The organism is Prosthecomicrobium pneumaticum (genome assembly GCF_014199915.1).
Taxonomy (GTDB): domain Bacteria; phylum Pseudomonadota; class Alphaproteobacteria; order Rhizobiales; family Kaistiaceae; genus Prosthecomicrobium; species Prosthecomicrobium pneumaticum.
Map to the genome: position 1 here is coordinate 37,887 of NZ_JACHOO010000008.1, position 26,330 is coordinate 64,216.

Sequence of the window (26,330 nt, forward strand, 5' to 3'; positions counted from 1 at the left end):
CGACCCATGTCCGACGAGAAGATCGCCCTCGTCCTCGGCGCCACCGGCGGCATAGGCGGCACGCTCGCCCGCCGTCTCGCCGCCGACGGCTGGCGGATCCGCGCGCTGCACCGCGACGCGGCCGCCCGCCCCGCGACGCCGGGCGTCGACTGGATCCAGGGCGACGCCATGCGCCGCGACGATGTGATGGCGGCGGCACGCGGCACAACGCTGATCGTCCACGCCGTCAATCCGCCCGGCTATCGCGACTGGGACAAGCTCGTCCTGCCGATGCTCGACAACACCATCGCCGCCGCGAAGGCCTCGGGCGCGCGCATTCTCTTTCCCGGCACGGTCTACAATTTCGGACCGGACGCGTTCCGCAATCCGTCCGAGACGGCGCCCCAGAACCCGCTGACCCGAAAGGGCGCGATCCGCGTCGAGATGGAACGCCGGCTCGAGCGTGCGGCGGCCGAGGGCGTGCGGACGCTGATCGTCCGGGCCGGCGATTTCTTCGGCCCCGGCGCCGGCAACAGCTGGTTCGCGCAGCTCGTTCGCCCCGGCCGCCCGGTCCGCACGATCACCGATCCCGGGCGGCCCGGCCTCGCCCATCAATGGGCCTATCTGCCCGACATGGCCGAGACCTTCGTGCGGCTGCTCGGCGTGGCGGACCGCCTGCCGGATTTCGCCGTCTTCCACATGCGCGGCCATGTCGATCCGGACGGCACGGCGATGATCGCGGCGATCCGCCGGGCCGTCGACCGGCCCGAAATCAAGCTGCGCCGTTTCCCCTGGTGGCTGCTGCCGCTCGCCGCGCCCTTCGTCACGGTGCTGCGCGAAGTGCGGGAGATGCGCTATCTCTGGCGCGAACCGGTCGTCATGACGAATGAGCGGCTCGTCGCCCTTCTCGGCGTGGAGCCGCACACCGCGCTCGATACCGCGATCCGCGAGACGCTGGCCGGCCTCGGCTGCCTGCCGCAAGCGGCCGGCGTTGCCGGCGACGGCGTGTCACCAGCTCGTCAGACGGCGTAGCCGCGGGCTCTTCTTGTACTGGTGCTCGCCCATCCGGGCGAGCAGCGTATCGAGCTCGGCGATCGCGGCGAAGAGATGCGGCCCCTTGTTGAGCATCACGCATTCCGCCCGCGCCGCCATCGCCGCATCGGTCATCTCGCCGCGCGAGGGCAGGCCCTTCTTGATCAGGTGCTCGAGCACTTGCGTCGCCCACACGACCGGCACCTGCGCCGCCTCGCAGATCCAAAGGAGCTCTTCCTGCATCTCGGCGAGCCGGGCGAAGCCGATCTCGACGGCGAGATCGCCGCGCGCGATCATCACCGCGGTCGGCTGCCGGCCCGCTGCCCGCACCAGCATCTCCGGCAGGTTGGCGAGCGCCCGCGTCGTCTCGATCTTCAACACCAGCGCAAGGCGCGTCCAGTCTTTCGGACGGATGTCGGCGAGCGCCGCCTGCAGCGCGGCGACATCCTCGGCCGACTGCACGAAGGAGAACTCGATGCCGTCGGCGTGCGCCGCGACGACGGCGAGGTCCTCGCGGTCCTTGGCGGTGAGCGCCGGGATCGAGAAGCGCGTGTCGGGGAAATTCACCCCCTTCGCCTCCTTGAGCTTGTAGCCCTCCTCCTCCGGCGACAGCGCGACCCGCAGCACGAGGCCGAAGGGGACGACCGTCTCGACCACCGCAGCGAGCTTGCCGTCGTCGAGGAACACCCGTTCTCCGGGCTTCGCCGCCCGCAGCGCCTCGACGAGCGTGCATTCCGCGGCCGGCAGGGCGGGATCTGCGGCATCGAGCGCGCCCGGAACGGTGAGACTGAAGCGGTCCCCGGTCTGGAGCCGCCGGCCATGTCCCTCGGCGACCGTGCCGAGCCGCATCTTCGGGCCGGCGAGATCCATCAGGATGCGGAAGGGACGGCCCGCCTCCGCGCCCGCCGCCCTCGCATGCCCGATCATCCGCAACCAGGCGTCGGCGTCGTCATGGGCACAGTTGATGCGCAGCGCCTCGACCCCCGCGGCAGCGAGCCGGCGCATGAAATCGGGCGAATCGGCGGCCTCCGACGGGCAGGTGACGAGGAGATGCACCGGCCGCCCCGGCGCGGGCGGACCGAACAGCTCGACGGTGCGCTCAGCGAGCCGCCGCTCCCCCTCGAAGAAGCGCGCCTCCTCCGGCCAGGGCCGCGGGGGGACGGCCCCGGCGAGCCCGCCGAGGGCCGCCGCGAGCGCCTCGAGGCTCGGCGCCACCCGGCTTTCGAGCCGCCCGAGCGAGGACAGGCCGCGCACCATCAGCCGGCGCTGCAGGGGGCGGATGTCGCGCCGGCGCAGCGCCAGATAGTGGGCGAGGTTCTCCGCGCTCTCCCGGAAGCCCGGCCGTTCGATCGTCGGCTCCCATCGGGCGATCGCCGCGGCCGCCTCCGACCGGATCGCGGCGTTGAGGGTCTCCACCTCGTGGAGCAGCGCCAGCAGCGCGGGTTCGGTCATGATCGGGTCTCGGCGTTGGGGTGAGCCGGCCGCACTGTCGCGGTCGCCTCGAGGTGTCGCCATGCGCTGCATCAATGAACCGCCCGCTGGCGCTGCGGCGCGCCCTCGACGACAATGGTACGGATGAGTCCCGCCACGCTGCCTGCCCCCTCCCCCGCCGACCTGCTCGCCTGGTACGACCGCCACGCCCGGACGCTTCCCTGGCGGGTCGGGCCGAAGGCCGGCCGGAACGGCACGCGGCCCGATCCCTATCGGGTCTGGCTCTCCGAGGTGATGCTGCAGCAGACGACGGTCACCGCGGTGAAGCCCTATTTCGAGACCTTCACGCGCAACTGGCCGACCGTCGCCGACCTCGCCGCGGCACCCGACGAGGCGGTGCTCGCCGCGTGGGCGGGCCTCGGCTATTACTCGCGCGCCCGCAATCTGATCGCCTGTGCCCGTGCGGTCGCCTTCGACCATGGCGGGGTCTTCCCCGACAGCGAGGCGGGCCTGCGCGCTTTGCCCGGCATCGGGGCCTATACCGCCGCGGCGATCGCGGCGATCGCCTTCGACCGGCCGGCCGCGGTGGTCGACGGCAATGTCGAGCGTGTGCTCGCGCGCGTCTTCGCGGTCGAAACGCCGCTCCCGGCCGCGAAGCGCGACATCGGACGCCTGCAGGCATCGCTCACCCCGGCTGGGCGGCCGGGCGACTATGCGCAGGCGATGATGGATCTCGGCGCCACGATCTGCACGCCGAAGCGGCCGGCCTGCGTGCTCTGCCCCTGGCAGGCGTGCTGCGCCGCCCATGCCGCCGGGACGGAGACGCTCTATCCCGTCAGGCCGGCCAGGGCCGCGAAGCCGGAGCGCGGCGGCGCCGCCTTCGTCGCGGTCCGGGCGGACGGCGCCGTGCTGCTCGCCCGCCGGCCGGAGCGCGGCCTGCTCGGCGGCATGACCGGCGTGCCGGGAACAGAATGGGCGGCCGATTTCGACCCCGACCGGGCGCTCGCCGCAGCGCCGTTCATCGCCGCCTGGACGCGTGTGCCGGCGCCCGTCGTCCATGTCTTCACCCATTTCCGGCTGACGCTCGACATCTGGACGGCGCCGCTTCCCGCCGCGACGCGCCCGCCCGAAGGCTTCTGGTGGTCGGCGCCCGAAGCGCTCTCCGGCGAGGCGCTGCCGAGCGTCATGAAGAAGGCGATCACCGCCGCTATGCCGGAGGCCTTCCGACCCGCTCCGCGCAAAGGACGCCGCGCTTGACCGAGATCCGCCACATCGTCTTCGACATCGGCCGCGTGCTGATCCAGTGGGACCCCGAACTGCCCTATCACCGGCTGTTTCCCGACGCCGAAGAGCGCCGCCGCTTCCTCGCCGAGGTCTGCACCTCGGCATGGAACCACGAGCAGGACCGCGGCCGGAGCTGGGCGGACGCAGAGGCGGTCCTGATCGCCGAGCATCCGCAGCACGAGGCGGCGATTCGCTTCTGGCGGGCGAACTGGCACGAGATGGTGCCGGGCGACATTCCCGAGAGCGTCGCCATCCTTTCGACGCTGATCGCCGGCGGGCACGACGTCACCGCGCTCACCAACTTTGCCACGGACACCTTCGAGGAGGCGGTCGCCCGCTTCCCGTTCCTTGCCACCTTCCGCGGCGTGACGGTTTCCGGGCGGGTCGGGCTCTGCAAGCCCGACCGGGCGATCTACCACCACCATGCCGCGGCCTACGGCCTCGATCCGGCGGCGACGCTCTTCTTCGACGATACGTTGCCGAACGTCCTCGCCGCCCGCGAGGCCGGCTGGAATGCCGAACTCTTCCTCGATCCGGCCGGCATGCGGGCCGATCTCGCGCGCTACGGCGTGCTGCCGGGGTAGCCGGACGCTCCGCTTCGTGATGGCGGACCAAGCGACCCGGTGCATCCCGTCTCGGGAGACGGCGCAAGGGTCGACAGGCGCGGTCGAACCCTCTCCCGCTCCGCGGGAGAGGGCAGGGTGAGGGCCTTCACCCCCCCGCGGCGGCCATGTCGTCGCGCAGCTTCTGCCGCAAAGCGTCGAGCGGCACCGCGCCGCTCGCCGCCTCGATATGCCAGAAGGTCCAGCCATTGCAGGCGTCGAAACCCTGCACGGCGGCGCCGACCCGGTGGATCGAGCCGCGATGCGCGCCCGAGCGCAGCGTGCCGTCCGCTGAAACCTCGGCACGATGGCGACCGCGCGCATCGACGAGGATCGCGCCCGGCGCGACGAGCCCGGCCTCGATCAGCGTGCCGAAGGGTATGCGCGGCTCGGCGCGCTTGCCACGCAGCAGTTGAAGCGCGGCCGGCGCAATCGGCTCGACCGCGGCGATGCGCGCCTCCGCGGCGTCGATATAGGCCTGTTCCCGCTCGACACCGACATAAGAGCGGCCGAGGCGCTTCGCGACGGCACCCGTCGTGCCGGAGCCGAAGAAGGGATCGAGCACCAGATCGCCGGGCTTCGAGCTCGCGAGCAGCACGCGGGCGAGCAGTGCCTCCGGCTTCTGGGTCGGATGCAGCTTGCGGCCGGCCCCGTCCTTCAGCCGTTCGGCGCCGGTGCAGAGCGGCAGCAGCCAGTCCGAACGCATCTGGACATCGTCGTTGAAGGCCTTCATCGCCTCGTAGTTGAAGGTATAGCGGGCATCGGCGCTCTTTGCCGCCCAGATCATCGTCTCGTGCGCGTTGGTGAAGCGCCGGCCGCGGAAGTTCGGCATCGGGTTCGACTTCCGCCAGACGATGTCGTTGAGGATCCAGAAGCCGAGATCCTGCAGGATCGCGCCGACACGGAAGATATTGTGATAGCTGCCGATCACCCAGAGCCCCGCATCGGGCTTCATCACCCGGCGCACGGCGAGCAGCCAGGCGCGGGTGAAGGCGTCGTAGTCCGCAAAGCTCGCGAACTTGTCCCAGTCGTCGTCGACCGCGTCGACCACCGACTGGTCGGGGCGCGTCAGGCCCCCGTCGAGCTGGAGATTATAGGGCGGGTCCGCAAAGACGAGATCGACCGAGGCCTTCGGCAGCCGTTCCAGCGCCGCGACGCAATCGCCCTTCAGGATCACGTTCTCGAACGGCGCATCCGCCTGCCGGACCGCCTCGCGCAACGCCGCCATCCCCGCACTCCACACGCCACGAACACTGGCGATCATGGTTACCGGGCACGGTTAAGGCGCGGTTCCCGAAGATGGTTAACGAGCGGTTGCGGACCGGCGGGCGAGCGCGTCAGCGCGCCGGCAGGCGCAGCGTCACGGCGAGCCCGGGGCCGGCATCGTCGAGCGTGATCGAGCCGTCGTGCAGCCGCGCGACCGCGGCGACGAGGCTCAAGCCGAGGCCGCTGCCGGGCTGCGAGCGGCTCTTCTCGAGCCGCACGAAGCGTTGCAGCACCCGGGCACGGTCGGCCTCCGGCACGCCGGGTCCATTGTCGGCGACCGTCACCACCGCAAGGTCGCCCTCGCGCCGGACATGGATCCGCGCCGCAGGGGTGCGCAGGTCGCCCTCCTCGCCGGCGGCATATTTGATCGCGTTGTCGACGAGATTGGCGAGCGCCTGGCCGATCAGCTCGCGTACACCCTCCACGGTCACCGCACCTTCCGCTTCCACCGAAAGAGCGACGCCTGCTTCCTCCGCCAGCGGCTCGTAGAGATCGACCACATCGGCCGCCACCTCGGCGAGGTCGACCGGCGCCCTTGAGCCGTCCGGCGAACCGGCCTCGATGCGGGCGATCATCAGCAGCGCGTTGAAGGTGCGGATCAGATGGTCGGATTCCTCGATCGTCGCCTCGAGCGCGGCGCGATAGGCGTCGCTCCGCTCGGGCCCGGCGAGCGCGCTCTCGACCCGGTTGCGCAGCCGGGTGAGCGGCGTCTTCAGATCGTGGGCGACATTGTCGGTGACGTCCTTGAGGCCGTAGAGCAGCGCCTCGATACGATCGAGCATGGCGTTGAGGCTCGCCGCCAGCCGGTCGAACTCGTCGCCCGTGCCGGTGATCTCGAGCCGGCCGGAGAGGTCGCCCTCCATGATCCGCCGGCTCGTCGCGGCGACCGAGTCGATCCGCTTCAGCACGCGCCGGCTGACGAAGAACCAGGAGACGAGCGCGAGCCCGATCATCAGCACGACGATCGAGAACAGCGAACGCTCGACGATGTCGCGGAATTTCTGCGTCTCGGAGATGTCGCGGCCGACCAGCATCCTGTAGCCGCCCGGCAGTTGCAGCACCTGGACGAGCGCGGTGTTGACGCTCGCGACATCGGCCATGCGCTGATAGTTGATCGCCACCGGATCGAGCCCGACCCGCTCCATCAGCGCCGGGGCGATCGCCGTCACATTGCCGGTGATCACGTCGCCCTCGGCATCGGTGACGACATAGAGGCTCGCCCCCGGCGCGCGGCTGCGCTGGTCGACCGTGCGGATCACCGCCGGCAGCCCGCCGAGCCGGCCCTGTTCGGCGAGGCCGCGGATCTCGGCGTCGAGCGTCTCGCGCACCTGGTCGCCGATCAGCCGGTCGGTGGTCTTCGAGATCGACACGACGAAGACCAGCGCGAAGGCGGTGAAGACCACGAAATAGATCGCGGAGAGCTTGAACGCGGTGGTGCGGACGACCCTACCGAACGCCATCGCGGATCATGTAGCCGGCCCCGCGCACGGTGTGCAGCAGCGGCTCGTCGAAACCCTTGTCGATCTTCGAGCGCAGCCGCGAGACGTGCACGTCGATCACGTTGGTCTGCGGGTCGAAATGGTAGTCCCAGACATTCTCGAGCAGCATGGTGCGGGTGACCACCTGGCCGGCATGCTTCATCAGATATTCGAGCAGGCGGAATTCGCGCGGCTGCAGCGGGATCGGCTGGCCGGCGCGGCGCACCTCGCGCGACAGGCGGTCGAGCTCGAGCGAGCCGACGCGGATGAGCGTGTCCGTCTCGCCGGGCTTGCGGCGGCGGGCGAGCACCTCGACGCGGGCGAGCAGTTCGGAAAAGGCATAGGGCTTCGGCAGATAGTCGTCGCCGCCTGCCCGCAGACCCTTGACGCGGTCGTCGACCTGGCCGAGCGCGGAGAGGATCAGCACCGGCGTGTCGTCGCCGCGGCGGCGCATCTCGGCGACGATCGACAGACCGTCGCGCTTCGGCAGCATGCGATCGACGACGAGCACGTCGTAATGGCCGTCCTCGACGAGATGCGCGCCGGTCTCGCCGTCGGCGGCATGGTCGGCGACGTGACCGGCCTCCTTCAGCGCCTTGACGAGATAGGCGGCCGCCTCGCGGTCGTCTTCGATCAGCAGGATTCGCATGGGGGCACGATAGCCGATATCGCGCGCGACGGGCAGCGAGAGCATCGGACCCTCCCTCGAGAGGTAAAGGGGGCCGGCAGGCGGTGCGGCTTCCGCCTGCCGGCGCCGGACGAAGGCATCGTGGGGGCTTGGCGCAAGGGCTTGCGCGCCTTCGTCCGGATCGAGCGGTCGGGCGATCAGGCCCGGCCGAAGGGGATGGCGATGAAGCGCGTATCGTCGCCCGACTTGAGGCGCATCAGGACCGCCTTGAGGCCGTCCTTCTTCGCCGAGGCGATCGCCCGCTCGACATCCGCCGGGCGGCTCACGTCGACCCCGCCGACCGACAGGATGACGTCGCCCTGCGAGATGCCGCGCTCGGCGGCCGCGCCGTCGGGATCGACCTCGGCGACCACCACACCCGGGCCATCCGAGGCGGGGGCGATGGCGATGCCGAGATCGGCGACCGAGGCGGGCTTGGCGTCCGACTGGTCCTGATCATCGGCCGAGGCCTGCCGCTGGTCTGCCGGCATGCGGCCGAGCGTCACCGAAACCTGACGCCCCTTGCCGTCGCGCCAGACGTCGAGCGAGACCTTCGAGCCGGGCGCATAGCCGGCGATGATCTGGGCGAGACCGCGCGCGTCCTCGACCTTCTTGCCGTCGACCGAGCGGATGACGTCGCCGGCGCGGATGCCCGCTTCGCGCGCCGGGCTGTCGGCCTGCGGCTCGTTGACGAGCGCGCCTTCGGTGCCCTCGAGCCGGAGGCTGTCGGCAATGTCGGCGGTGACCGGCTGGATCTGCACACCGAGCCAGCCGCGGACCACCTCGCCATGCTCCTTCAGCTGCTCGATGACGAGCCGCGCGGTGCGCGCCGAGATGTCGAAGGCGATGCCGACATTGCCGCCGGAGGGCGAATAGATCGCCGTGTTGATGCCGATCACCTCGCCCTTGAGGTTGAAGGTCGGGCCACCGGAATTGCCCTGGTTCACCGCGGCATCGATCTGGATGTAGTCGTCATAGGGACCCGAACCGATCTCGCGGCCGAGCGCCGAGACGATGCCGGCCGTCACCGTGCCGCCGAGGCCGAACGGATTGCCGACCGCCACCACCCAGTCGCCGACGCGGGTGCCGGCGTCGTCCTGCGCGAAGGCGGCATATTTGAACTTGGTGCCGTTCGGCTCGACCTTGAGGAGGGCGAGGTCGGTCTTCGGGTCGGCGCCGATCAGTTTGGCCGTGTGCTCCTTGCCGTCATCCGTCGTCACGACGAATTCGGTGCCCTTGTCGACGACGTGATTGTTCGTCACGACATAGCCGTCTTCGGAGATGAAGAAGCCGGAACCGAGGCCGATGCGCGGCACCCGACGGGTCTCGCCGCCCTGCCCCTGACCCTGGCCGCCCTGCCGGTCGCGGAATTCGCGGAAGAAGCGCTCGAAGGGCGAGCCGGGGGGCAAGTCGGGCAGGCCGTCGAGGCCGCTCATGCGGGTCTCGGTGGTCTCGGATTTCACCCGGACGCTGACGACTGCGCCGCGAACCTGCTGCACGACGTCGGCAAAGGAGAAGACGGCGGGCGGGTTCTCGACACGCACCTGTTCGGCGAAAGCCGGCGTGGCCCGCGTCATCACCGCCTCGGCGGCGATGCCGCCGCCGGCGATCGCGACGAGGGCGGTGCCGAGCAGGGCGTGACGGCGCAGGGCGGCGAGGAACGAGCCCTTCCGGCCGCTTTCGTTCTCAGTGTTGGCGGACATGCTCTCTCTCCATATCGGTCGGATCGGTTTCGGCGACGACCTGTGGCGTCACCGTCGAGAGAGAGAATGCCGCCACCCACCTTACGGCTGCCTGTCGAGAAGATGAAAGCTTGGTAATGTGGCGTGAGGCGGCGGGCAGCCGGGGTGAGCGGGGCGCGCCCTCTCCCACGGCGCGGGAGAGGGGGGTGAGGGTCCGACCCTCTCTTCCGTACCGAGCGGTCGCCTCGCCGCTTCGTCCGCGCCGGCGGGGGGCGCGCTACCGCGCGGCGAGGGCCTGCTGTCCGAGGAGAAAGTTCGACTTGTTCGCCTCGAGATGGACCCGCATAGCGGCCTCGGCGCGCTTCGCGTCACGGGTCGCGAGGCCCTCATAGATCGCCCGGTGCTGCTCGGTCGCGATCGGCAGGGCGTGCGGCGCCTGATTGCTGATCCGGCGGGCGGCGGATTGCCACCAGCGCGACGAGAACATGAACCGGTCGAGAATCCGGTTCCGGGTCGCCCGGCAGATCTCCATGTGGAATTCGAGGTCGAGCCGGATGTAGGCGTCCGGGTCGTCATGCGCCGCGGGCATGGCGTCGAGCATGGTCCGCAGCCGCTCGAGATCCTCTCGCGACAGCGTGCGTGCCGCCTCGGCGGCGATCGCCGGCTCGAAGATGACGCGCGCATCGTGCAGTTCGAGGAGCAGTTCGCGCACCTGGTCGGGCGGCAGCCACTCGATCAGCAGCGGACTGAGATAGTCCCACTCGGCGATCGGCCGAACCGTCACCCGCCGACCCTGCGCAATCTCGACCATATCCAGCGAGGCGAGAATCTTGAGCGCCTCGCGCGCCACCGCGCGGGAAACGCCGAACTCGGTGGTGATCTGCAGTTCGGAGGGAACGAGGCCGTCCGCGAAGACGTTCGTCGCGATCCGGCGGATCAGCACGCCGGCGATCTGAACGGGAAGCGTTCTGAGCTGCACCTTGACCGTCAAGATCGTGCCACCCCGACGCAGACCGTGTCGCGCGGCAGCACCCGCCCCCTGCGAGCCGCCCCGCCGGATCCGGCTGTTCCGCTCGTCATCATCTCGGCCGCTCCTCGGCTGCCCTCGGTTGCGCCCGCCACGGGTCGAAGGGGATGGTTGCACGGTCCGCCGGCTTTGTCATGGCGTTCCTCGGTCGTCCCGACCGTCATGGCGCAAGCGACGCGCCGCGGCAATGCCCCCGCCGGGTGCAGCCGGGAAAAGAGCGGCAGGCGAGGACGAAGGCGGGCGGTCCAATGGCCTGCGCGCCCCGCGTCCTCGCATGAGGGCGGGCCGCCGTCTGGCGGGACGTCGCTCGGGGGCGGCGGGACCCCATTCGAGGGTGACGTCGGCGCCGGCCCGTCCGCCCCGAGGGCAGAAGCCCGCGCATCCTGACTAGGCCGGCCGTCTGGCCTCATCGATCGTGCCGCCCGCTTGACCTCCACCAAGGGGCAGAGTAGCATCAACTTATCGGACAAGTCGATAAGCATACCAGCGCCGCAAAGGCGCGGAGTCCGATCTCGCAGCGGCCCACGGCACGGCGGGGAGGAACAATGCCAGGAGAGGTTGCGCGGGTGCGCCCGCCTCTGCATCCACAGGCGAAGACGTCGCTTTTCCGGCACGAGGAGCCGGGATCGGCTCTCCAGGGCCGGCCATCAGCGACGACCCTGCCGTCCCAGCGCCGGGCTGCACCGCCCGGCGCCCCGATCCTGTCTCGAAGAAGAGGGGTGCCGCCACCATCCGGCGCCGGCCTGTGCCGGCGCATGTCCTGATCCATCCCCTGCCCGCCGGGAGGAGCGCGGCGGCGCAGAGGCATCCACGACAAGGGAGGAACCAACATGTCCTACAAGTTTTCCAAGCACGGCCTGCTTTCGAGGCGCGGTTTCCTCGGCGGATCCGCGGCGCTGCTCGGTGCATCGAGCCTGTCCGCCCCGCACATTGCCCGGGCCGCTCCGGGCGACGAGATCCGGGCGCTGTTGATCACCGGCGGCCCGCTCTACCCGAAATATTGGGAAAAGGTGGTCTCCGACTTCACCGAAAAGACCGGCATCCGCGTCCGCTACGACCTGCTCGAATTCACCCCCCTCACCACCAAGATCGTCACGCTCGGCGCCGCCCGCAGCAATCTCTATGACGTGTTCAGCACGCATACCGCGCAGATCGACTCCTTCTTCAATTATTTCGGAGCCCTCAACGAATATTTCAGCGAGGACGAGCTCAAGGACTTCTATCAGGTCGGCGTCGACTATCTGGTCGATCCGAAGAACAAGAACCTCGCGGCCATTCCGCGCAACATGGACTCCCGCTCGCAGTATTACCGCTCCGACGTCTATGCCGAGCACGGCCTGAAGGCGGCGGAGACGTGGGAGGACCTCGTCGACGTCAGCCGGAAGCTGACCGGCGGCGGCTATTACGGCCTCGTCGTGCCGGGTCAAGGCGATCCCGCGCAGCGCACCTTCAGCGACTTCCTCTGGCAGGCGGGCGGCGACTGGGTCGACGAGAACGGCAAGCCGGCCTTCAATGCGGCGCCCGGCATCGAGGCGCTGACCTTCTATCGCGACCTGATCCACAAGTGGAAGGTTGTGCCGCCCGACGCCGTCTCCTATCAGTGGAACGAGAACTCGACCCAGTTCTCCTCCGGCGCGGTGATGGACACGTTCGACTGGCCGGGCGCCTTTGCGACGCTCTCCAATCCGGAGACCTCCAAGGTCGTCGGCAAGTGGTCGACGGCCCCCTATGTGCGGCACAGGAAGTCGATCTCCTGCGCCATCTCGCACGCCATGGCGCTGAACAGCCTGTCGAAGCGCAAGGGCCCCGCGGTCGAGTTCATCAAATACACGGTGAGCCCGGAAGCGCAGCTCCTCAACTTCAACGAGTTCTCGAACTTTCCGAGCCGGGTGTCGGTCGCCAAACAGGTCGTTTCGGAGGCGAGCGGCGCCAAGGCGGAATGGCTCGGCCAGCTCGAGCAGACCATCGCCACCGGCAAGGAATGGCCCAAGCTGCCCGGCTTCTCGCGCGTCTGCACGCTGATGTTCGCGACCATCGAGCGGGCGCTCAGCAATCAGGCGACGCCGGAGGACGCCCTCAACCAGGCCGCCGCCGAGGCCCTGCAGATCATGACGCAGGCGGGGGCCTATCAGTAGCATGTCGCTCGCCGCATCGCCGGCGGGCCTCCAGCGGCGGCGGAAGTCGCCGCTGGTCCCCTCCTGGCAGACAGGTTATCTCCTCGCCGGCCCGGCGCTGATCGTGATGATCGCCATCCTGATCTATCCGCTGGGCTATTCCTTCGTGATGAGCTTCTACCGGTGGGATCTCGCGGCGCCGTCGCAACATTTCGTCGGCCTGTCCAATTACACCGACACGCTCGGCAATGGCGGCTTCCAGCAGTCGCTGCGGGTCCAGCTGATCTTCTCGGCGCTGACGATCGCGATCGAGGTGGTCGCGGGCATCGGCGTCGCCGTGCTCGTCAACGGCCGGCTGCGCGGGCTGAAGCTCGCCCGTACCCTGCTGCTCGTGCCGCCGATGATCGCGCCGGCCGTGGTCGGCCTCAATTTCCGTTGGCTCTTCAACGGCCAGTACGGCCTCGTCAACGGCGTGCTGCGCTTTCTCGGCCTGCCCGAGGCGCCCTGGCTCTCCGATCCGAACTGGGCGCTCGCCTCGGTGATCATCGCCGATGTCTGGCAGAACACGCCGCTCCTCGTGCTGCTCTTCCTCGCCGGCCTGCAATCGCTGCCGCAGGAGCCGCTCGAGGCCGCCCAGGTCGACGGCGCCAGCCCTTTGGACATCTTCTGGCACATCACCCTGCCGCTGATGCGCCCGATCATCATGATCGCGCTGATGCTGCGCATCATCGACACGTTCCGCACCTTCGACGTCGTCTGGCTGATGACGCAGGGCGGCCCCGGCGGCGCCACCAGCCTGATCACCGTCAACGCCTATCAACTGGCGTTCCAGGGCGCGGCCTTCGGCCATGCCGCGGCCGTCTCCTACATCGCGCTGTTCCTGTCGCTCGCTCTGCTCGGCCTGCTCTACGGGATCCCCTGGGCGCGGCGGAAACTGCGGAGGGCTCCATGACCGACATCGCGCTCACCCCCGCCCCGCGGCGCCGGCGCCGGCGCCGCCTGCCGCTCGGGCTCGTCGTCCGCTATCTGGTGCTCCTCGGCACCATCGCGCTCACCATCTTCCCGCTCGCCTGGCTCGTCATCACCTCGCTGCGGAACTCGGCCGACATCTTCGCCGTGCCGGTGCGGGTGCTGCCGGAATCGGTCACCTACGACCAGTACGTCTCGGTGTTCAGCCAGTACGGCCTCGCCGATTATCTCTGGAACACCGTCGCCGTCTCGGTCGCGACGGTGGTGCTCGTCATCCTGATCGGCGTGCCCTGCGCCTATGCGATGGCCCGCTTCCGGCTGCCGGGGGCGAAGATCGTGATCAGCGTGCTTCTGATCATGCGCATGATCCCGGTGGTGGCGCTCGCCATCCCGCTCTTCGCCGTCTTCGCCTCGATCGGCCTGCTCGACACGCTGACGGCGCTCGTGCTGACGCACACGGCCTCCAAGCTGCCGGTCGCCATCTGGCTGCTGATGGGCTTCATCCAGGATCTGCCGAAGGAGATCGAGGAATCGGCGCAGATCGACGGCGCCGGCACGGTCCGCACGCTCGTCCAGATCGTCTCGCCCCTGATCGCGCCGGGGATCGGCGCGGCAGCCGTCATCACCTTCCTCTTCACCTGGAACGACCTCCTCATCGCGCTCACCCTCTCCTCCTCGGAGGCGGCGCAGACGCTGCCCGTCGGCCTCACCAATTTCGTCTCGCAGTTCGGCATCGACTGGGGCGCCATGTCGGCCGCCGGCGTGCTGATGGTGATCCCGACACTCGTCTTCGTGTGGTTCGCGCAGGGGCTTCTCGTGAAGGGCCTGGTGTCCGGCGCGGTTCGTGGTTGAGGAGGAACAGACATGAAGATCACGAAGGTCGTCCCCTGGCTCGTCAAGGTCGAGCGGTCCTATTGGGGCGAGTATCTCTTCGTCGAGGTGCGGACCGACGAAGGCATTTCCGGCTGGGGCGAGATCACGACGACGACGAAGCCGGCCAACCGTGCCGTCGCCGGCATCCTGCGGCAGCTGAACGAGCTGATCGTCGGCGACGACCCGCTGCGGATCGAGCAGCTCTGGCACAAGACCTTCCGGTCCTTCACCTATATGGGCTCGCGGGGCGCCGCATCGCATGTCGTGAGCGGCATCGACATCGCGCTGTGGGACATCGCCGGCAAGGTGCACGGCGTGCCGATCTACGCCCTGCTCGGCGGTGCGGTGCGCGACGACGTGCTCATCTACACCCACCCCGACCAGACGCGCTTCACGTCCAAGGAGGGCGTCGTCGCCGAGATCCGCCGCATCCTCGATTCCGGCCATACCGCGATCAAGTTCGACCCCTTCCCGCCCTATGAGGCGCGGTCGAGCGACCCGCACGGCTATCTCGACGGCTATCTCTCGAAGAAGGGCGAGCGCGAGGCGGCCGAGCTCACCGCGCTGATCCGCGAGACCGCCGGGCCGGATATCGAGATCCTGATCGACGCGCACGGCCGGTTCGACGTGCCGACCGCGATCCGGCTCTGCCGCGCGCTCGAGGAGGCCGGCGGGATCGACTGGTTCGAGGAGCCGGTGCCGGTCGAGAGCTATCATGCGCTCCGCCAGGTGCGGGAGAAGGTCTCGGCCGCCATCTCGGTCGGCGAGCGGCTGCACACGCGATGGGAAGTCGTGCCGATCCTCGAGAAGGAGCTGACCGACTATCTGATGCCCGACGTCACCTGGACCGGCGGCATCAGCGAACTGAAGAAGATCGCGACGCTCGCCGAGGCCTATTACGTGCCGGTCAGCCCGCACGATGCGAGCGGCCCGATCAACGTCACCGCCGGCGCCCACGTCATGATGACGGTGCCGAATTTCTACCGGATCGAGACGAGCGATTGCGACCTGTCGCATTACGACCGGCTGATCGAGACGCCGATCGACAATTCGGGCGGGCGCATCCATCTGCCCCGCGCGCCGGGCCTCGGCCTCACCATGAACCTCGACTACCTGCGCGCCAACATGATCGACGGCTTCGGCGATCCGGATGCGCGCTGACCCCCTGCCCCGTCGCCGCCCGCCGGCCCCTTCCGCACGGAGATCCCTGTGACCACCCCCATCGAGATCAAGGACATCGCCCGCCCGCCCCGCGCGCTCTGCGATGCGCTCGCCGCGATCGGCACGGCGACCCTGTCGAGCGAGCTCGCCCAGCACCTCGGCATCCGCGACGCACAGATCCGCGGCCCCCGGCCGCTCAAGAAGGGCCGCACCGTCGCCGGCCCGGCGCTCACCCTGCAATGCATGCCGAAGCGCGAGGACCTCTACGGTGCCGCCGAATACGAGAACCCCGAGCTGCAGCTCCACCGCCATGTGATGTATCCGACGCAGGCCGGCGACGTGATCGTCGTCGATGCGCGCGGCGATCTCGGCAGCGGCATCTTCGGCGAGATGATGCTCACCTTCTTCGCCGGCCGCGGCGGCGTCGGTGTCGTGATCGACGGTTGCATCCGCGACTCGGCGAAGGCGGCCGAACTCGATCTCGGCGTCTGGGTGCGCGACGTGACGCCGAACTACCACGCCCAGACCAACATCATCCCCTTCGCGGTCAATGTGCCGATCGCCTGCGCCAACGTCCTCGTCATCCCCGGCGACATCATCGTCGCCGACGATGACGGCGTCGTCGTGGTGCCGATCGCGCTCGCCGAGAAGCTCGTCGAGATCGCCGGCCAGCACGCGGAATGGGAGGAGTTCGCCCGCATCCGCCTGTCCGAAGGCGGCGACCTGCGGAAATACTATCCGCTCACGCCGGAAGCCGAGGACGAATATTGCGCCTGGCGGGCGGCGCAGCCGCGCTGACGCCCTCGCCCGCGGCCGGCTCGCACCCTTGCGGTCGGCGGCGGGACGCGCGATGACGGCGCCGCGGCGCGTCGCTCCCCGGGGCGGCGGGCCGGCGGATCGGCATGAAGGAGGAACGCCGTGGCGACGATCAACTATCTGACGCAGGTCGAGTTCGGGGCGGGCGTCATCGAGACGCTGCCGGCGGCGCTCGACGCGCTCGGCATCCGCCGTCCCCTGCTCGTCTCCGACCGCGGCCTCGCTGCGACGCCCCTCTTCGACCGGGTGCGCGCCCTGCTGCCGGAAGGCACGGCCGTCTTCCTCGATGTCCCCACCAATCCGACCGAGGCCGCGGTGCGGGCCGCGGTCGCGCTCTTCAAGGAAGGCGCCGACGGACTCGTCGCGGTCGGCGGCGGTTCGCCGATCGATCTCGCCAAGGGCGTCGCGCTGCTCGCGAGCCATGACGGTCCGCTCGCCTCCTATGCCGCGATCCATGGCGGCATCGGCCGGATCGGCCCGGTGCCGCCCTATATCGCCGTGCCGACCACTTCGGGCACCGGCGCCGAGGTCGGCCGCGCCGCCCTCCTCACCCTCGACAGCGGCGAGAAGCTCGGCTTCATCAGCCCGCATCTGATCCCCAAGCGCGCGATCTGCGACCCCGAGCTGACGCTCGGCCTGCCGCCCGGGCTGACGGCCGCGACGGGCATGGACGCCCTGTCGCACGGCATCGAGGTGTTCCTGTCGCCCCGCTTCAATCCGCCGGCGGACGCCATCGCCGTCGACGGTGCGGCCCGCATCTGGCGCAACATCGAGCGGGCCGTCGCGGACGGCTCCGATCTCGACGTGCGGTCCGAGATGATGATGGGCGCGCTCGAAGGTGGGCTCGGCTTCCAGAAGGGCCTCGGTGCCGTGCACGCGCTGTCCCACGCGCTCGGCGGCCTCAAATCCCCGAGCCTCCATCACGGCACGCTGAACGCGATCCTGCTGCCGCCGGTTCTGCGCTTCAACCAGGCCGCGGTGCCGGACCGGATCGCCCGCCTCGCCACCGCCTTCGGCCTTCCCGCCGATGCCGATCTCGCCGCCGAGGTCGCCGCGCTCAACCGGCGGATCGGCATTCCGGCCGGGCTGAAGACCCTCGGCGTTCCCGAATCCGTGCTGCCGACCATCGTCGAGCGGGCGCTCGCCGACCACAGCCACGCCACCAATCCGCGCACCCCGACGGCCGAGGACTACCGCGCCATGCTCGACGCAGTGATGGTCTGAGGAAGACGGGCGGCGGCCTCGTCCGGCCGTCGCAACGGTTGAACCTCCCGACCCGTCGCGCCGTAGAAGCGGTGCGGCGGGTCGAGCCGCGGAGCGGACAGGCGGCATGAATCCCATCCTCGTCGAAGTGAACGACCGGATGCAGCGGGGTTATCGTTATGCCCTCGTCGCACCGGAGGGCGGCGACTTCCATCCCGATTTCCGGCCGCAACTGACGCCGCCGGAGATGCTCGCCCTCGGCGTGTTCGGCGGCAAATACATGACCGACTGCCGCGACGAGTTTCCCGCCACCTGGTTCGAGCGCGCGAAGCTGTCGCCCGGCGGTGCCGATCCGCGGCTCAATTTCTTCGCCGTCGCAGCGAGCCAGCCGCTCTCGGTCTGGCGCGAGAAGGGCTGGATCCATCCCGACGATCCGCGCGGCTGGTTCCAGTGGTATTGCCGCTATTATCGCGGCCGGCGGCTGCCCGGCGAGGACGAGCGGCAGGTCGGCCGCTGGCAGGCGATCCGCCGCCATGTCGCGCAGCTCCGCGCCAACTGCGAGCCGATGAACTGGCGCTGCCGGCCGCGCCAGCGCCAGGCGCTGCTGCACTGGGCCTATGACAGCCGAGCGATCTGACGGCGTTCGGAGCCCCGTGCCGCGTCGGCCGAGCCCCTGCCGAACCGCTTTTCCCGGCCGGTCGCGGCGCGGGACGGAAATGTCACGAAGCGGCCGGGAAGGGTAAATTATTCGCTCGGCGGCCCTCTTCGCCGCAGCTAAAGTGCGGCCATCTCTCGATGGGGCTCGCCATGTTCAGAAAATTCGTCTCCGCCGCCTTCGCCGCCGGTCTGACGCTCACCGCCGGTCCGGCGATGGCCGAAGGTCTCGCCGGCGCGCCCGCGCCCTTCGACAAGGGCGGCGTCCGCATCGCGGTGGTGAGCTTCCTCGGCTCCGGCGACTGGCTGCAGGCCTTCGAGGCGGGCGTGAAGCGGCAGGCCGAGGCGCTCGGCATCGAGGCGAACGTCTCGCAGGCCCGCAACGACATCAACACGCAGCGCGAGCTGATCCAGCAGGCGATCAATCTCGGCGTCGACGGCATCGTCATCAACAACGGCCAGCCGGAAGCCCTCAAGGACGTCGCCCAGGCCGCGCTCGACGCCGGCATCAAGGTCGTCGCCTATGACGTCAATCTCGACAATCCCAAGATCCCGCAGATCGAGCAGTCCGATGCGGACATGGCTCGGCTGGTGCTCGAGCAGGCGGTGAAAGAACAGGGCGAAGCGTTCGAGGGCGGCGTCGTCTATGTCGCCGGCTTCGCCCCGCTCGACCGCCGCTATGCGGTCTGGAAGAGCTTTACCCAGAAGTATCCCGGCATCAAGGAAGTCGCGAGCTGGGGCGTCGTCAACGACACGGTCGCGGCCTCGGTGGCCGACCAGACCAAGGCCGTGCTGCGCGCCAATCCGAACCTTTCGGTCGTCTTCACCCCCTGGGACGAGTTCGCCCGGGGCGTCAAGCTCGCGATCGACGAGCTCGGCCTCGGCGAGACGGTGAAGATCTACGGCATCGACATCTCGACCTCGGACATCCAGGCGATCATCGAGCCGGGCAGCCCGTGGGTCGCGACCGCCGCGACCAACGCCGCGGTCGTCGGCGAGGTCTCGGTGCGGGCGCTCTCGCTCGACATAGCCGGGCAGTTCCCGGGCCGTTCCGTGCTGATCCAGCCGACCCTCGTCACCCGCGCCGATCTCGTCGACAACGGCATCGGCACGATCGAGCAGTTGCAGGAGAAGTTCCCGGCCTTCCGCGATTCCGACGCCGCCAAGGCAGCGTGGATTCCGGCGCCCGCCCGCTGAGCGGGCTTGCCGCGGACACGCCCCGTCTGTACCTCAAGGAACGATCGGTGCCCGGCTCCCGCCGGGCACCGTTCTTTCGAAGCGGACCTCCCGACGATGACCGATCTGCCGGTACCCGATTACGCCCGCAACATGAAGCTGATCGGTCATTCCGATCAGGGCGGCCGGCCGGATGCGCTGCAGGTGATGGTGCATCGCGGCTATGCCTATGTCGCGCATCCCTGGTCGCGCGGGTTTTCGATCGTCGATGTCCGCGACCCGAAGAATCCGGGCGCGACGGTCTATGTCCCATCGCCGCAGAATACCTGGACCATCCATCTGCAAACCCATGAGGACCTGCTCCTCGTGGTGCACGCGCGCGATCTGTTCGCCGACGCGGCCTTCGCGGCCGACGAGAAGGTCTATTACACCCGCTCGGTCGGGGAGACCGTCGGCACCGCGGGCGGCGCCCGCCCGGCGCGCAACTGGTCGGCGGGCATGGCGGTCTACGACATCGCGCAGCCGACCGCGCCGCGCCAGATCGGCTTCTTCCCCGTCGAGGGCGTCGGCGTCCACCGCATCTGGTATGTCGGCGGCCGCTGGGCCTATGTCTCGGCGCTTCTCGACGGCTACAGCGACTACATCCTCCTCGTCGTCGACCTCGCCGACCCGACCCGGCCCGTCGAGGCCGGCCGCTGGTGGATCCCCGGCATGCATCTCGCCGCCGGCGAGACACCCGCCTGGGGCGAAGGCCGGCGCTTCGCGCTCCACCACGCGCTCGTCGAGGGCGACACCGCCTATGCCTGCTGGCGCGACGGCGGGCTCACCATTCTCGACATCGCCGACCGGTCGAAACCGAAGCTCCTGGTGCACCGCAACTGGTCGCCGCCGTTCGGCGGCGGCACCCATTCCGCGCTGCCGCTGCCGGCGCGCGACCTGCTCGTCGTCGCCGACGAAGCGGTGGCCGACCATGAGGAGGACGGCCGCAAGCACACCTTCCTCTTCGACATCCGCGACAGGGCGAACCCGGTCTCGATCGCCACCCTGCCTACTCCAGACGAGGCCGACTATACCAGCAAAGGCGGACATTTCGGCCCGCACAACCTGCATGAGAACCGGCCGGGCAGTTTCGTCTCCGACACGCTCCTCTTCGCCACCTGGCAGAATGCGGGCGTCCGCGTCTTCGACATCTCGGATCCCTTCCGGCCGCGGGAAACCGGCGCTCTCGTGCCCCCGGCGCCGGTCCGCATGGTCGACCGCCGGCCGAACCGGCCGCGCGTGATCCAGTCGGCCGACGTCTTCGTCGACGCGAACGGTCTCGTCTACTCGACGGATTACAACGCCGGTCTCGCCATCATGGAGTATGGCGGATGACGGCGGTGGTGGCGGCAGCCGGCATCGAGAAGCGCTTCGGCGCGACGCGGGCGCTCGCCGGCGCCGACCTCGCGATCGAGCGGGGCGAGATCGTCGCGCTGATGGGCGCGAACGGCGCGGGCAAGTCGACCCTCGTCAAGATCCTCTCCGGCTCGCTCGCCCCCGATGCCGGCACGATCACCCTCGACGGCAGGCCCGTCGCCTTCGCCGCCCCGCGCGAGGCGAAGCGGGCCGGCATCGCGACCGTCCATCAGGCGACCGAGCAGGCGGGCGCCGCCGGCCTGACGGTCGCCGAGAACCTCCTCCTCGACGAGCTCTGCGCGCCGGGCGGCCGGCTCTTCACGAGCCCCGGCGCGATCCGCCGCCGGGCCGCGGCGATCGCCGCCACGATCGGCCTCGACCTGCCGCTCGACCGCGACTTCGCGGACCTGCGGCCCGCCGAGCGGCAGCTGATCGCGATCGCCCGCGCCGTCGCCGCCAAGGCCGCGGTGCTGATCCTCGACGAGCCGACGTCGAGCCTCGCGGCCGGCGAGGCGGAGCGGCTGTTCGCCATCCTGGGACGGCTGCGCGAGGCGGGCATCGCCATCCTCTACATCTCGCACCGGCTCGGCGACCTCGCGGCGATCGCCGACCGGGCCGTCGTGCTGCGCGGCGGGGTGGCGGTCGGCGAATTCCGCCGGCCGATCGATTTCCGCGCTGCGGTCGCCGCGATGATCGGCCGGCCCTTCGAGGCGCCGGCGCGCGCCGACGCCACGCTGCGGCGGCCGGTGGTGCTCTCGGCCCGCGACGTGGTGCTCGTTCCCGGCGCCCGCCCCTTCCATCTGACGCTGCGCCTCGGCGAGGTCGTGGCGATCACCGGCGCGCTCGGCTCGGGCAAGAGCCGGCTGCTCTCGACGCTCTACGGTCTCGCCCGGCCGGTCTCCGGCACGGTGGCGCTCGACGGCCGAAGCTGGGCGCCGGGCCGGCCGTCCGAGGCGATCGCCGGCGGGGTGTTCATGGTCGCCGAGGACCGCCGGCGCTCCTCTCTCCTGCCGCCCGAAATCCCCGGCGCGACGATCGCCGGCACGATCGCCTTCCCCCATCTCGGCCGCTGGTTCCCGCTCGGCGTCCTCCGCCCGGCGCGCGAGCGGCGCGCCGCGGTCGAGGCGATCGCCCGGCTCGGCATCAAGGCGCGCGGTCCCGACGACACGCTCGACCAGCTCTCGGGCGGCAATCAGCAGAAGGTGGTGCTCGCCCGCTGGCAGGCCGAGCCCTCTCGCCTGCTCCTGCTCGACGAGCCGTTCCAGGGCGTCGATGTCGGCGCGCGGGCCGATCTCATCACGGCGATCCGCGGGTCGGGCACCACGACGCTGATCGCCACCAGCGACGCCGAGGAGGCGCTCGAGGTCGCCGACCGCATTCTCGTGATGCGCGACCACACCCTGTTCGAGACCGAGGCCGAGGACGCCGCGCTGATCGCGGCGGTCGGCGAAGTGGAGCGCGCCGAGGGCGCGGCGTCAGCATGACCGACATCCCCGCCCCGGCCGTCCCGCGCCGCGACCGCGCCGCGCTCGTCCGCCGCTATGCGCTCGTCGCCCTCCTCGTCGTGCTCGTCGTCGGCTTCCGGCTCGCCGAGCCGGCCTTCCTGTCGACCAACAATTTCTTCTCGATCCTGCAGGCGGTGTCGGTCGTCGCGATTCTCGGCGTCGGCGTGACGGTGACCCTGTCGGCCGGCGGCTTCGATCTTTCGGTCGGCTCCGTCGCCGCCTCCTCGGTGATGGCGGCGAGCTATGCCATGGTGGTCTGGCAGCTCGGCGCGGGCGAGACGATCGGCCTCGTGCTCGCGCTCGGCGCCGCGATCGGTCTTGCGAACGGTCTGCTGATCGTCCGCCTCGGCATTCCGGACCTTCTCGCCACGCTCGCCATGATGTTCCTGCTCGCCGGCCTGCAATTGATCCCGACCGGCGGCCGGTCGATCTCGGCCGGCATGATCCTGCCCGACGGCTCGACCGCCGCCGGCGCCTACGACCCGGCCTTCTTCGTGCTCGGCCGGTTGCGCCTCTTCGACGTCGTGCCGGTGCCGGTCGTCGTCATGGCGGCGGTGGCGCTCGTCTTCTGGTTCCTGATGGAGCGGACGCGCTTCGGCCGGGTGTTCTATGCGATCGGCGGCAACGAGACGGCCGCTCACCTCGCCGGCGCGCCGACCAGGGCCTACCGCCTCGCCGCCTATATGCTGTCGGGTTCGCTCGCCGCGCTCGGCGGCCTGATCGTCGCCGCGCGCGTCGGCCGGGGCGACGTCTCCTCCGGCGCCTCGCTGCTCCTCGATTCGGTCGCCGCCGCGCTGATCGGCTTCGCCGTGCTCGACGCGCGCCGCGCCAACGTGCTCGGCACGGTGATCGGCGCGATCTTCGTCGGCGTGCTGCTCAACGGGCTGACCATGCTCAACGCGCCCTATTACACACAGGATTTCGTCAAGGGCGCGGTGCTCGTCGGCGCCCTCGCCCTCACATTCGGTCTGGGCAGGAAGGCGCGATAGGGACGTTCTCGCGGCGAGGACAGGCGGGCCGGGCCCGGCTTCCCTCCCCTTAGGGCGGAGGGCCAGGGTGGGGGCGGCCGGGAGCGGCGCTCGGGCCGCCCCGCGCCACGATTATGGACCCCGGCACGGAGGCCGGGGTGACGGGGGTTCTCGAAGAAGCCGAGGGCTCTGCATCCTCGAACCGTCCGTCCGCCGCTCTCGGAACACCCCCCTCCACCCGTCATGCCGGCCTTCGTGCCGGCATCCATGATCGTGACGGCCGGCGTCCTCGGTGGCCCCCGTCCACCCGTCCTTCCCGCGAAGGCGGGAATCCATGAAACCGACTACCGCTCGGCGGGATGGATCCTCGCCTTCGCGAGGATGACGGGTGGAGCCGGTGCGCGGGATCGTTCCCGGATCGACGCCCGCGGTGACGGGCGTATGGAATGGAGCTGATGCACCCTTCGCCCCGCGCCACGATTATGGACCCCGGCACGGAGGCCGGGGTGACGGGGGTTCTTGAAGAAGCCGAGCGCTCTGCATCCTCGAACCGTCCGTCCGCCGCTCTCGGAACACCCCCCTCCACCCGTCATGCCGGCCTCCGTGCCGGCATCCATAATCGTGACGGCCGGCGTCCTCGGTGGCTCCTGTCCACCCGTCCTTCCCGCGAAGGCGGGAATCCATCACGCCGCATGCCGCCCGGACGTGAGAGAGGTTGCTCGGCTTGATGGGTCCCGGGTCCCGGCGGCGCCTCGCCCGGGATGACGGGTATAGGGGTCGGCGCGGTGTGCACCTCGCCCGGCGGCACGATTATGGACCCCGGCACGGAGGCCGGGGTGACGGGTGTTCTCGTGGGAGGCGAGCCTCCGGCTGCGGCGTATTCACCCCCCACCCCGACCCTCCCCCACAAAGGGGGAGGGAGGCGGCCGATGCCGGCCGTCGCGCATCCTTTTTCCCTTATGCGGCCTTGGCTTGCGCCAGACGCTTCAGGTCGGGTGGCAGGGCTTCGTCGACGAGGGCGGCGAGCGCGTCGGCGAGCGGGAGGGCCTGCTGCGCCTGCGAGCCGAGCCGGCGGATGTTGACCGTCTGCTCCTCCGCCTCGCGCTTGCCGCAGACGAGGATCACCGGGGCCTTGGCGAGCGAGTGCTCGCGGACCTTGTAGTTGATCTTCTCGTTCCTGAGGTCGAGATCGACGCGCAGGCCCGCCTCCCGCAGCCGGTCGACCACCTTGACGGCATAATCGTCGGCCTCGGAGGTGATCGTCGCGACCACCGCCTGGACGGGCGCCAGCCAGAGCGGGAAATGGCCGGCATAGTTCTCGATCAGGATGCCGAGGAAACGCTCCATCGAGCCGCAGATGGCGCGATGGATCATCACCGGGGTCTTCTTCTGGCCGTCGGCGTCGACATAGAAGGCGCCGAAGCGTTCCGGCAGGTTGAAATCGACCTGGGTGGTGCCGCACTGCCAGTCGCGGCCGATCGCGTCGCGCAGCACATACTCGAATTTCGGCCCGTAGAAGGCGCCCTCGCCCGGATTGATGCCGGTCTTGATCCGCCCGCCCGAACGCGCCTCGATCTCGCCGAGCACATAGGTCATCACCTCCTCGGCGTGATCCCACAGCGCGTCCGAGCCGACCCGCTTCTCCGGCCGGGTCGAGAGCTTGACGACGATCTCCTCGAAGCCGAAATCGGCATAGGTCGAGAGGATCAGATCGTTGATCTTCAGGCATTCCTCCGCCATCTGCTCTTCGGTGCAGAAGATGTGCGCGTCGTCCTGCGTGAAGCCGCGCACCCGCATCAGCCCGTGCATGGCGCCGGACGGCTCGTAGCGGTGCACCGCGCCGAACTCGGCGAGCCGGAGCGGCAGGTCGCGATAGCTCTTCAGCCCGTGCTTGAAGATCTGCACATGGCCGGGGCAGTTCATCGGCTTCAGCGCGAAGACGCGCTCGTCCTCGGTGTCGTCGCCGGCCGAGCGCACCGCGAACATGCTCTCGCGATACCAGCCCCAGTGGCCGGAGGTCTCCCACAGCGACTTGTCGAGCACCTGCGGCGCGTTGACCTCGTCATAGCCGAGCCGCCTCAGGCGGCGGCGCATATAGGCGACGATCTCCTGGAAGGCCGACCAGCCCTTCGGATGCCAGAAGACGACGCCCGGTCCCTCCTCCTGGAAGTGGAACAGGTCCATCTCGCGGCCGAGCTTCCTGTGGTCGCGCTTCTCGGCCTCCTCGAGCATATGGAGATACGCGTCGAGCTCGGCCTGGTCCTTCCAGGCGGTGCCGTAGATGCGGGTCAGCATCGGATTGGCGGCATCGCCGCGCCAATAGGCGCCGGCGACCTTCATCAGCTTGAAGGCGGTGCCGATCTGGCCGGTCGAGGCCATGTGCGGACCGCGGCAGAGATCGAACCACTGGCCCTGCCTGTAGATCCGGATCGACTGGTCGGCCGGGATCGCATCGACCAGCTCGACCTTGAACGCCTCGCCCTTGGCGGCGAAGACCTGCTTCGCCTCGTCGCGCGACCAGATCTCCTTCGTGAAGGTGGCGTTGCGGCCGATGATCTCGCGCATCTTCGCCTCGATCTTCGGCAGATCGTCGGGGGTGAAGGGCGTCTCGCGGTAGAAATCGTAATAGAAGCCGTTCTCGATCACCGGGCCGATGGTCACCTGGGTGCCGGGAAAGAGCTCCTGCACCGCCTCGGCCATGACATGGGCGGCGTCGTGACGGATCAGCTCGAGCGCGCGGGGATCGTCGCGGGTGACGATCTCGATCTTCGCATCCGCGGTGATCGGGTCGGACAGGTCGGCGAGCCTGCCGTCGAGCGCCATCGCCACCGCCTTCTTGGCGAGCGACTTCGAAATGCCCTCGGCGATCGCGCGGCCGGTGATGCCGGGCTCGAAGGAACGGACGGAGGAATCGGGGAAGGTCAGGTGGATCATAGTCGGCTCCTGCTCACTCCCGCAGACGAGCGCGGGTAAGCGGTTTCGGGAAGACCCGGAGCGCGGCTAGAGGTCGAGCCGCGTCGCCGGATCGATGTGGCGGCCGGTCCAGCG

General features: G+C 69.8%; 21 protein-coding genes. 14 read left to right on the forward strand and 7 right to left on the reverse strand.

What is annotated here, in order from left to right; translation table 11 throughout:
• Positions 1–6 precede the first annotated feature (6 nt).
• Entirely contained in the window at positions 7–1,011 is a 1,005-nt protein-coding gene (locus tag GGQ63_RS17155) for an NAD-dependent epimerase/dehydratase family protein (protein WP_183857836.1), read from the forward strand.
• Here GGQ63_RS17155 and GGQ63_RS17160 read toward each other — a convergent pair.
• Positions 988–2,463, reverse strand: coding sequence for a pyruvate kinase (locus tag GGQ63_RS17160; RefSeq protein WP_183857837.1), 1,476 nt, complete (start codon positions 2,461–2,463; stop codon positions 988–990). The two genes, GGQ63_RS17155 and GGQ63_RS17160, sit on opposite strands and share 24 nt — an antisense overlap.
• 123 nt (positions 2,464–2,586) lie before the next feature.
• Between GGQ63_RS17160 and mutY the strand changes: the two genes are divergently transcribed.
• The gene (gene mutY, locus GGQ63_RS17165) at positions 2,587–3,699 is read left to right on the forward strand and encodes an A/G-specific adenine glycosylase (protein ID WP_183857838.1); all 1,113 of its coding nucleotides are present in this window, start codon (positions 2,587–2,589) and stop codon (positions 3,697–3,699) included.
• Positions 3,696–4,310 (forward strand): HAD family hydrolase, encoded by a 615-nt coding sequence (locus GGQ63_RS17170; RefSeq protein ID WP_183857839.1) that lies wholly within the window; start codon positions 3,696–3,698, stop codon positions 4,308–4,310. Before mutY ends, GGQ63_RS17170 begins: the two co-directional genes overlap by 4 nt.
• A gap of 127 nt (positions 4,311–4,437) precedes the next feature.
• Here the strand turns inward: GGQ63_RS17170 and GGQ63_RS17175 are convergent, their stop codons facing one another.
• From GGQ63_RS17175 to GGQ63_RS17195, 5 genes are all read right to left on the reverse strand, one after another.
• Positions 4,438–5,556: a site-specific DNA-methyltransferase gene (locus tag GGQ63_RS17175; RefSeq protein ID WP_183857840.1), complete on the reverse strand. Its 1,119-nt coding sequence runs from the start codon at positions 5,554–5,556 to the stop codon at positions 4,438–4,440.
• Between the two features lie 109 nt (positions 5,557–5,665).
• Positions 5,666–7,054 carry a sensor histidine kinase gene (locus GGQ63_RS17180; RefSeq protein ID WP_183857841.1) on the reverse strand — a complete coding sequence of 463 codons (1,389 nt, stop codon included), beginning with the start codon at positions 7,052–7,054 and terminating at the stop codon, positions 5,666–5,668.
• On the reverse strand, positions 7,041–7,766 hold the full coding sequence (locus GGQ63_RS17185) for a response regulator transcription factor (RefSeq protein ID WP_281380224.1): 726 nt from the start codon (positions 7,764–7,766) through the stop codon (positions 7,041–7,043). The genes GGQ63_RS17180 and GGQ63_RS17185 overlap by 14 nt, the downstream gene beginning before the upstream one ends.
• 131 nt (positions 7,767–7,897) lie before the next feature.
• Complete coding sequence (locus GGQ63_RS17190; protein ID WP_183857842.1) at positions 7,898–9,442, reverse strand: Do family serine endopeptidase; 1,545 nt, start codon at positions 9,440–9,442, stop codon at positions 7,898–7,900.
• Between the two features lie 256 nt (positions 9,443–9,698).
• A complete protein-coding gene (locus tag GGQ63_RS17195) occupies positions 9,699–10,412 on the reverse strand; it encodes a FadR/GntR family transcriptional regulator (RefSeq protein WP_210308560.1) in 714 nt (237 codons plus the stop codon).
• 866 nt (positions 10,413–11,278) lie between these two features.
• On the opposite strand from GGQ63_RS17195, the gene GGQ63_RS17200 reads away from it, so the two are divergent.
• From GGQ63_RS17200 to GGQ63_RS17250, 11 genes are all read left to right on the forward strand, one after another.
• The gene (locus GGQ63_RS17200; RefSeq protein WP_183857843.1) at positions 11,279–12,583 is read left to right on the forward strand and encodes an ABC transporter substrate-binding protein; all 1,305 of its coding nucleotides are present in this window, start codon (positions 11,279–11,281) and stop codon (positions 12,581–12,583) included.
• Between the two features lies 1 nt (position 12,584).
• On the forward strand, positions 12,585–13,514 hold the full coding sequence (locus tag GGQ63_RS17205; protein ID WP_183857844.1) for a carbohydrate ABC transporter permease: 930 nt from the start codon (positions 12,585–12,587) through the stop codon (positions 13,512–13,514).
• On the forward strand, positions 13,511–14,383 hold the full coding sequence (locus GGQ63_RS17210) for a carbohydrate ABC transporter permease (RefSeq protein WP_183857845.1): 873 nt from the start codon (positions 13,511–13,513) through the stop codon (positions 14,381–14,383). The genes GGQ63_RS17205 and GGQ63_RS17210 overlap by 4 nt, the downstream gene beginning before the upstream one ends.
• A gap of 12 nt (positions 14,384–14,395) precedes the next feature.
• Entirely contained in the window at positions 14,396–15,565 is a 1,170-nt protein-coding gene (locus GGQ63_RS17215; protein WP_183857846.1) for a mandelate racemase/muconate lactonizing enzyme family protein, read from the forward strand.
• A 48-nt stretch (positions 15,566–15,613) separates the two neighbouring features.
• On the forward strand, positions 15,614–16,363 hold the full coding sequence (locus tag GGQ63_RS17220; protein WP_343061188.1) for an RraA family protein: 750 nt from the start codon (positions 15,614–15,616) through the stop codon (positions 16,361–16,363).
• A 120-nt stretch (positions 16,364–16,483) separates the two neighbouring features.
• Complete coding sequence (locus GGQ63_RS17225) at positions 16,484–17,605, forward strand: iron-containing alcohol dehydrogenase (protein ID WP_183857847.1); 1,122 nt, start codon at positions 16,484–16,486, stop codon at positions 17,603–17,605.
• Positions 17,606–17,711: 106 nt separating this feature from the next.
• Positions 17,712–18,221 (forward strand): hypothetical protein, encoded by a 510-nt coding sequence (locus tag GGQ63_RS17230; RefSeq protein ID WP_183857848.1) that lies wholly within the window; start codon positions 17,712–17,714, stop codon positions 18,219–18,221.
• A 170-nt stretch (positions 18,222–18,391) separates the two neighbouring features.
• Positions 18,392–19,435 carry a substrate-binding domain-containing protein gene (locus GGQ63_RS17235; protein WP_183857849.1) on the forward strand — a complete coding sequence of 348 codons (1,044 nt, stop codon included), beginning with the start codon at positions 18,392–18,394 and terminating at the stop codon, positions 19,433–19,435.
• 96 nt (positions 19,436–19,531) lie between these two features.
• Positions 19,532–20,788 carry an LVIVD repeat-containing protein gene (locus GGQ63_RS17240; protein ID WP_183857850.1) on the forward strand — a complete coding sequence of 419 codons (1,257 nt, stop codon included), beginning with the start codon at positions 19,532–19,534 and terminating at the stop codon, positions 20,786–20,788.
• Positions 20,785–22,293: a sugar ABC transporter ATP-binding protein gene (locus GGQ63_RS17245; RefSeq protein ID WP_183857851.1), complete on the forward strand. Its 1,509-nt coding sequence runs from the start codon at positions 20,785–20,787 to the stop codon at positions 22,291–22,293. Before GGQ63_RS17240 ends, GGQ63_RS17245 begins: the two co-directional genes overlap by 4 nt.
• Positions 22,290–23,303 (forward strand): ABC transporter permease, encoded by a 1,014-nt coding sequence (locus GGQ63_RS17250; RefSeq protein ID WP_183857852.1) that lies wholly within the window; start codon positions 22,290–22,292, stop codon positions 23,301–23,303. The genes GGQ63_RS17245 and GGQ63_RS17250 overlap by 4 nt, the downstream gene beginning before the upstream one ends.
• Before the next feature lie 936 nt (positions 23,304–24,239).
• Here the strand turns inward: GGQ63_RS17250 and thrS are convergent.
• On the reverse strand, positions 24,240–26,216 hold the full coding sequence (gene thrS / locus GGQ63_RS17255) for a threonine--tRNA ligase (RefSeq protein WP_183857853.1): 1,977 nt from the start codon (positions 26,214–26,216) through the stop codon (positions 24,240–24,242).
• Positions 26,217–26,330: the final 114 nt, after the last annotated feature.

Bases quoted from the DNA above. Each gene is read 5' to 3' on its own strand.
- thrS (WP_183857853.1), bottom strand. From the start codon at position 26,216: ATGATCCACCTGACCTTCCCCGATTCCTCCGTCCGTTCCTTCGAGCCC.
- GGQ63_RS17155 (WP_183857836.1), top strand. From the start codon at position 7: ATGTCCGACGAGAAGATCGCCCTCGTCCTCGGCGCCACCGGCGGCATA.
- GGQ63_RS17215 (WP_183857846.1), top strand. From the start codon at position 14,396: ATGAAGATCACGAAGGTCGTCCCCTGGCTCGTCAAGGTCGAGCGGTCC.
- GGQ63_RS17200 (WP_183857843.1), top strand. From the start codon at position 11,279: ATGTCCTACAAGTTTTCCAAGCACGGCCTGCTTTCGAGGCGCGGTTTC.
- GGQ63_RS17180 (WP_183857841.1), bottom strand. From the start codon at position 7,054: ATGGCGTTCGGTAGGGTCGTCCGCACCACCGCGTTCAAGCTCTCCGCG.
- GGQ63_RS17230 (WP_183857848.1), top strand. From the start codon at position 17,712: ATGAATCCCATCCTCGTCGAAGTGAACGACCGGATGCAGCGGGGTTAT.
- GGQ63_RS17210 (WP_183857845.1), top strand. From the start codon at position 13,511: ATGACCGACATCGCGCTCACCCCCGCCCCGCGGCGCCGGCGCCGGCGC.
- mutY (WP_183857838.1), top strand. From the start codon at position 2,587: ATGAGTCCCGCCACGCTGCCTGCCCCCTCCCCCGCCGACCTGCTCGCC.
- GGQ63_RS17245 (WP_183857851.1), top strand. From the start codon at position 20,785: ATGACGGCGGTGGTGGCGGCAGCCGGCATCGAGAAGCGCTTCGGCGCG.
- GGQ63_RS17175 (WP_183857840.1), bottom strand. From the start codon at position 5,556: ATGGCGGCGTTGCGCGAGGCGGTCCGGCAGGCGGATGCGCCGTTCGAG.
- GGQ63_RS17190 (WP_183857842.1), bottom strand. From the start codon at position 9,442: ATGTCCGCCAACACTGAGAACGAAAGCGGCCGGAAGGGCTCGTTCCTC.
- GGQ63_RS17205 (WP_183857844.1), top strand. From the start codon at position 12,585: ATGTCGCTCGCCGCATCGCCGGCGGGCCTCCAGCGGCGGCGGAAGTCG.
- GGQ63_RS17235 (WP_183857849.1), top strand. From the start codon at position 18,392: ATGTTCAGAAAATTCGTCTCCGCCGCCTTCGCCGCCGGTCTGACGCTC.
- GGQ63_RS17250 (WP_183857852.1), top strand. From the start codon at position 22,290: ATGACCGACATCCCCGCCCCGGCCGTCCCGCGCCGCGACCGCGCCGCG.
- GGQ63_RS17160 (WP_183857837.1), bottom strand. From the start codon at position 2,463: ATGACCGAACCCGCGCTGCTGGCGCTGCTCCACGAGGTGGAGACCCTC.
- GGQ63_RS17185 (WP_281380224.1), bottom strand. From the start codon at position 7,766: ATGCTCTCGCTGCCCGTCGCGCGCGATATCGGCTATCGTGCCCCCATG.
- GGQ63_RS17240 (WP_183857850.1), top strand. From the start codon at position 19,532: ATGACCGATCTGCCGGTACCCGATTACGCCCGCAACATGAAGCTGATC.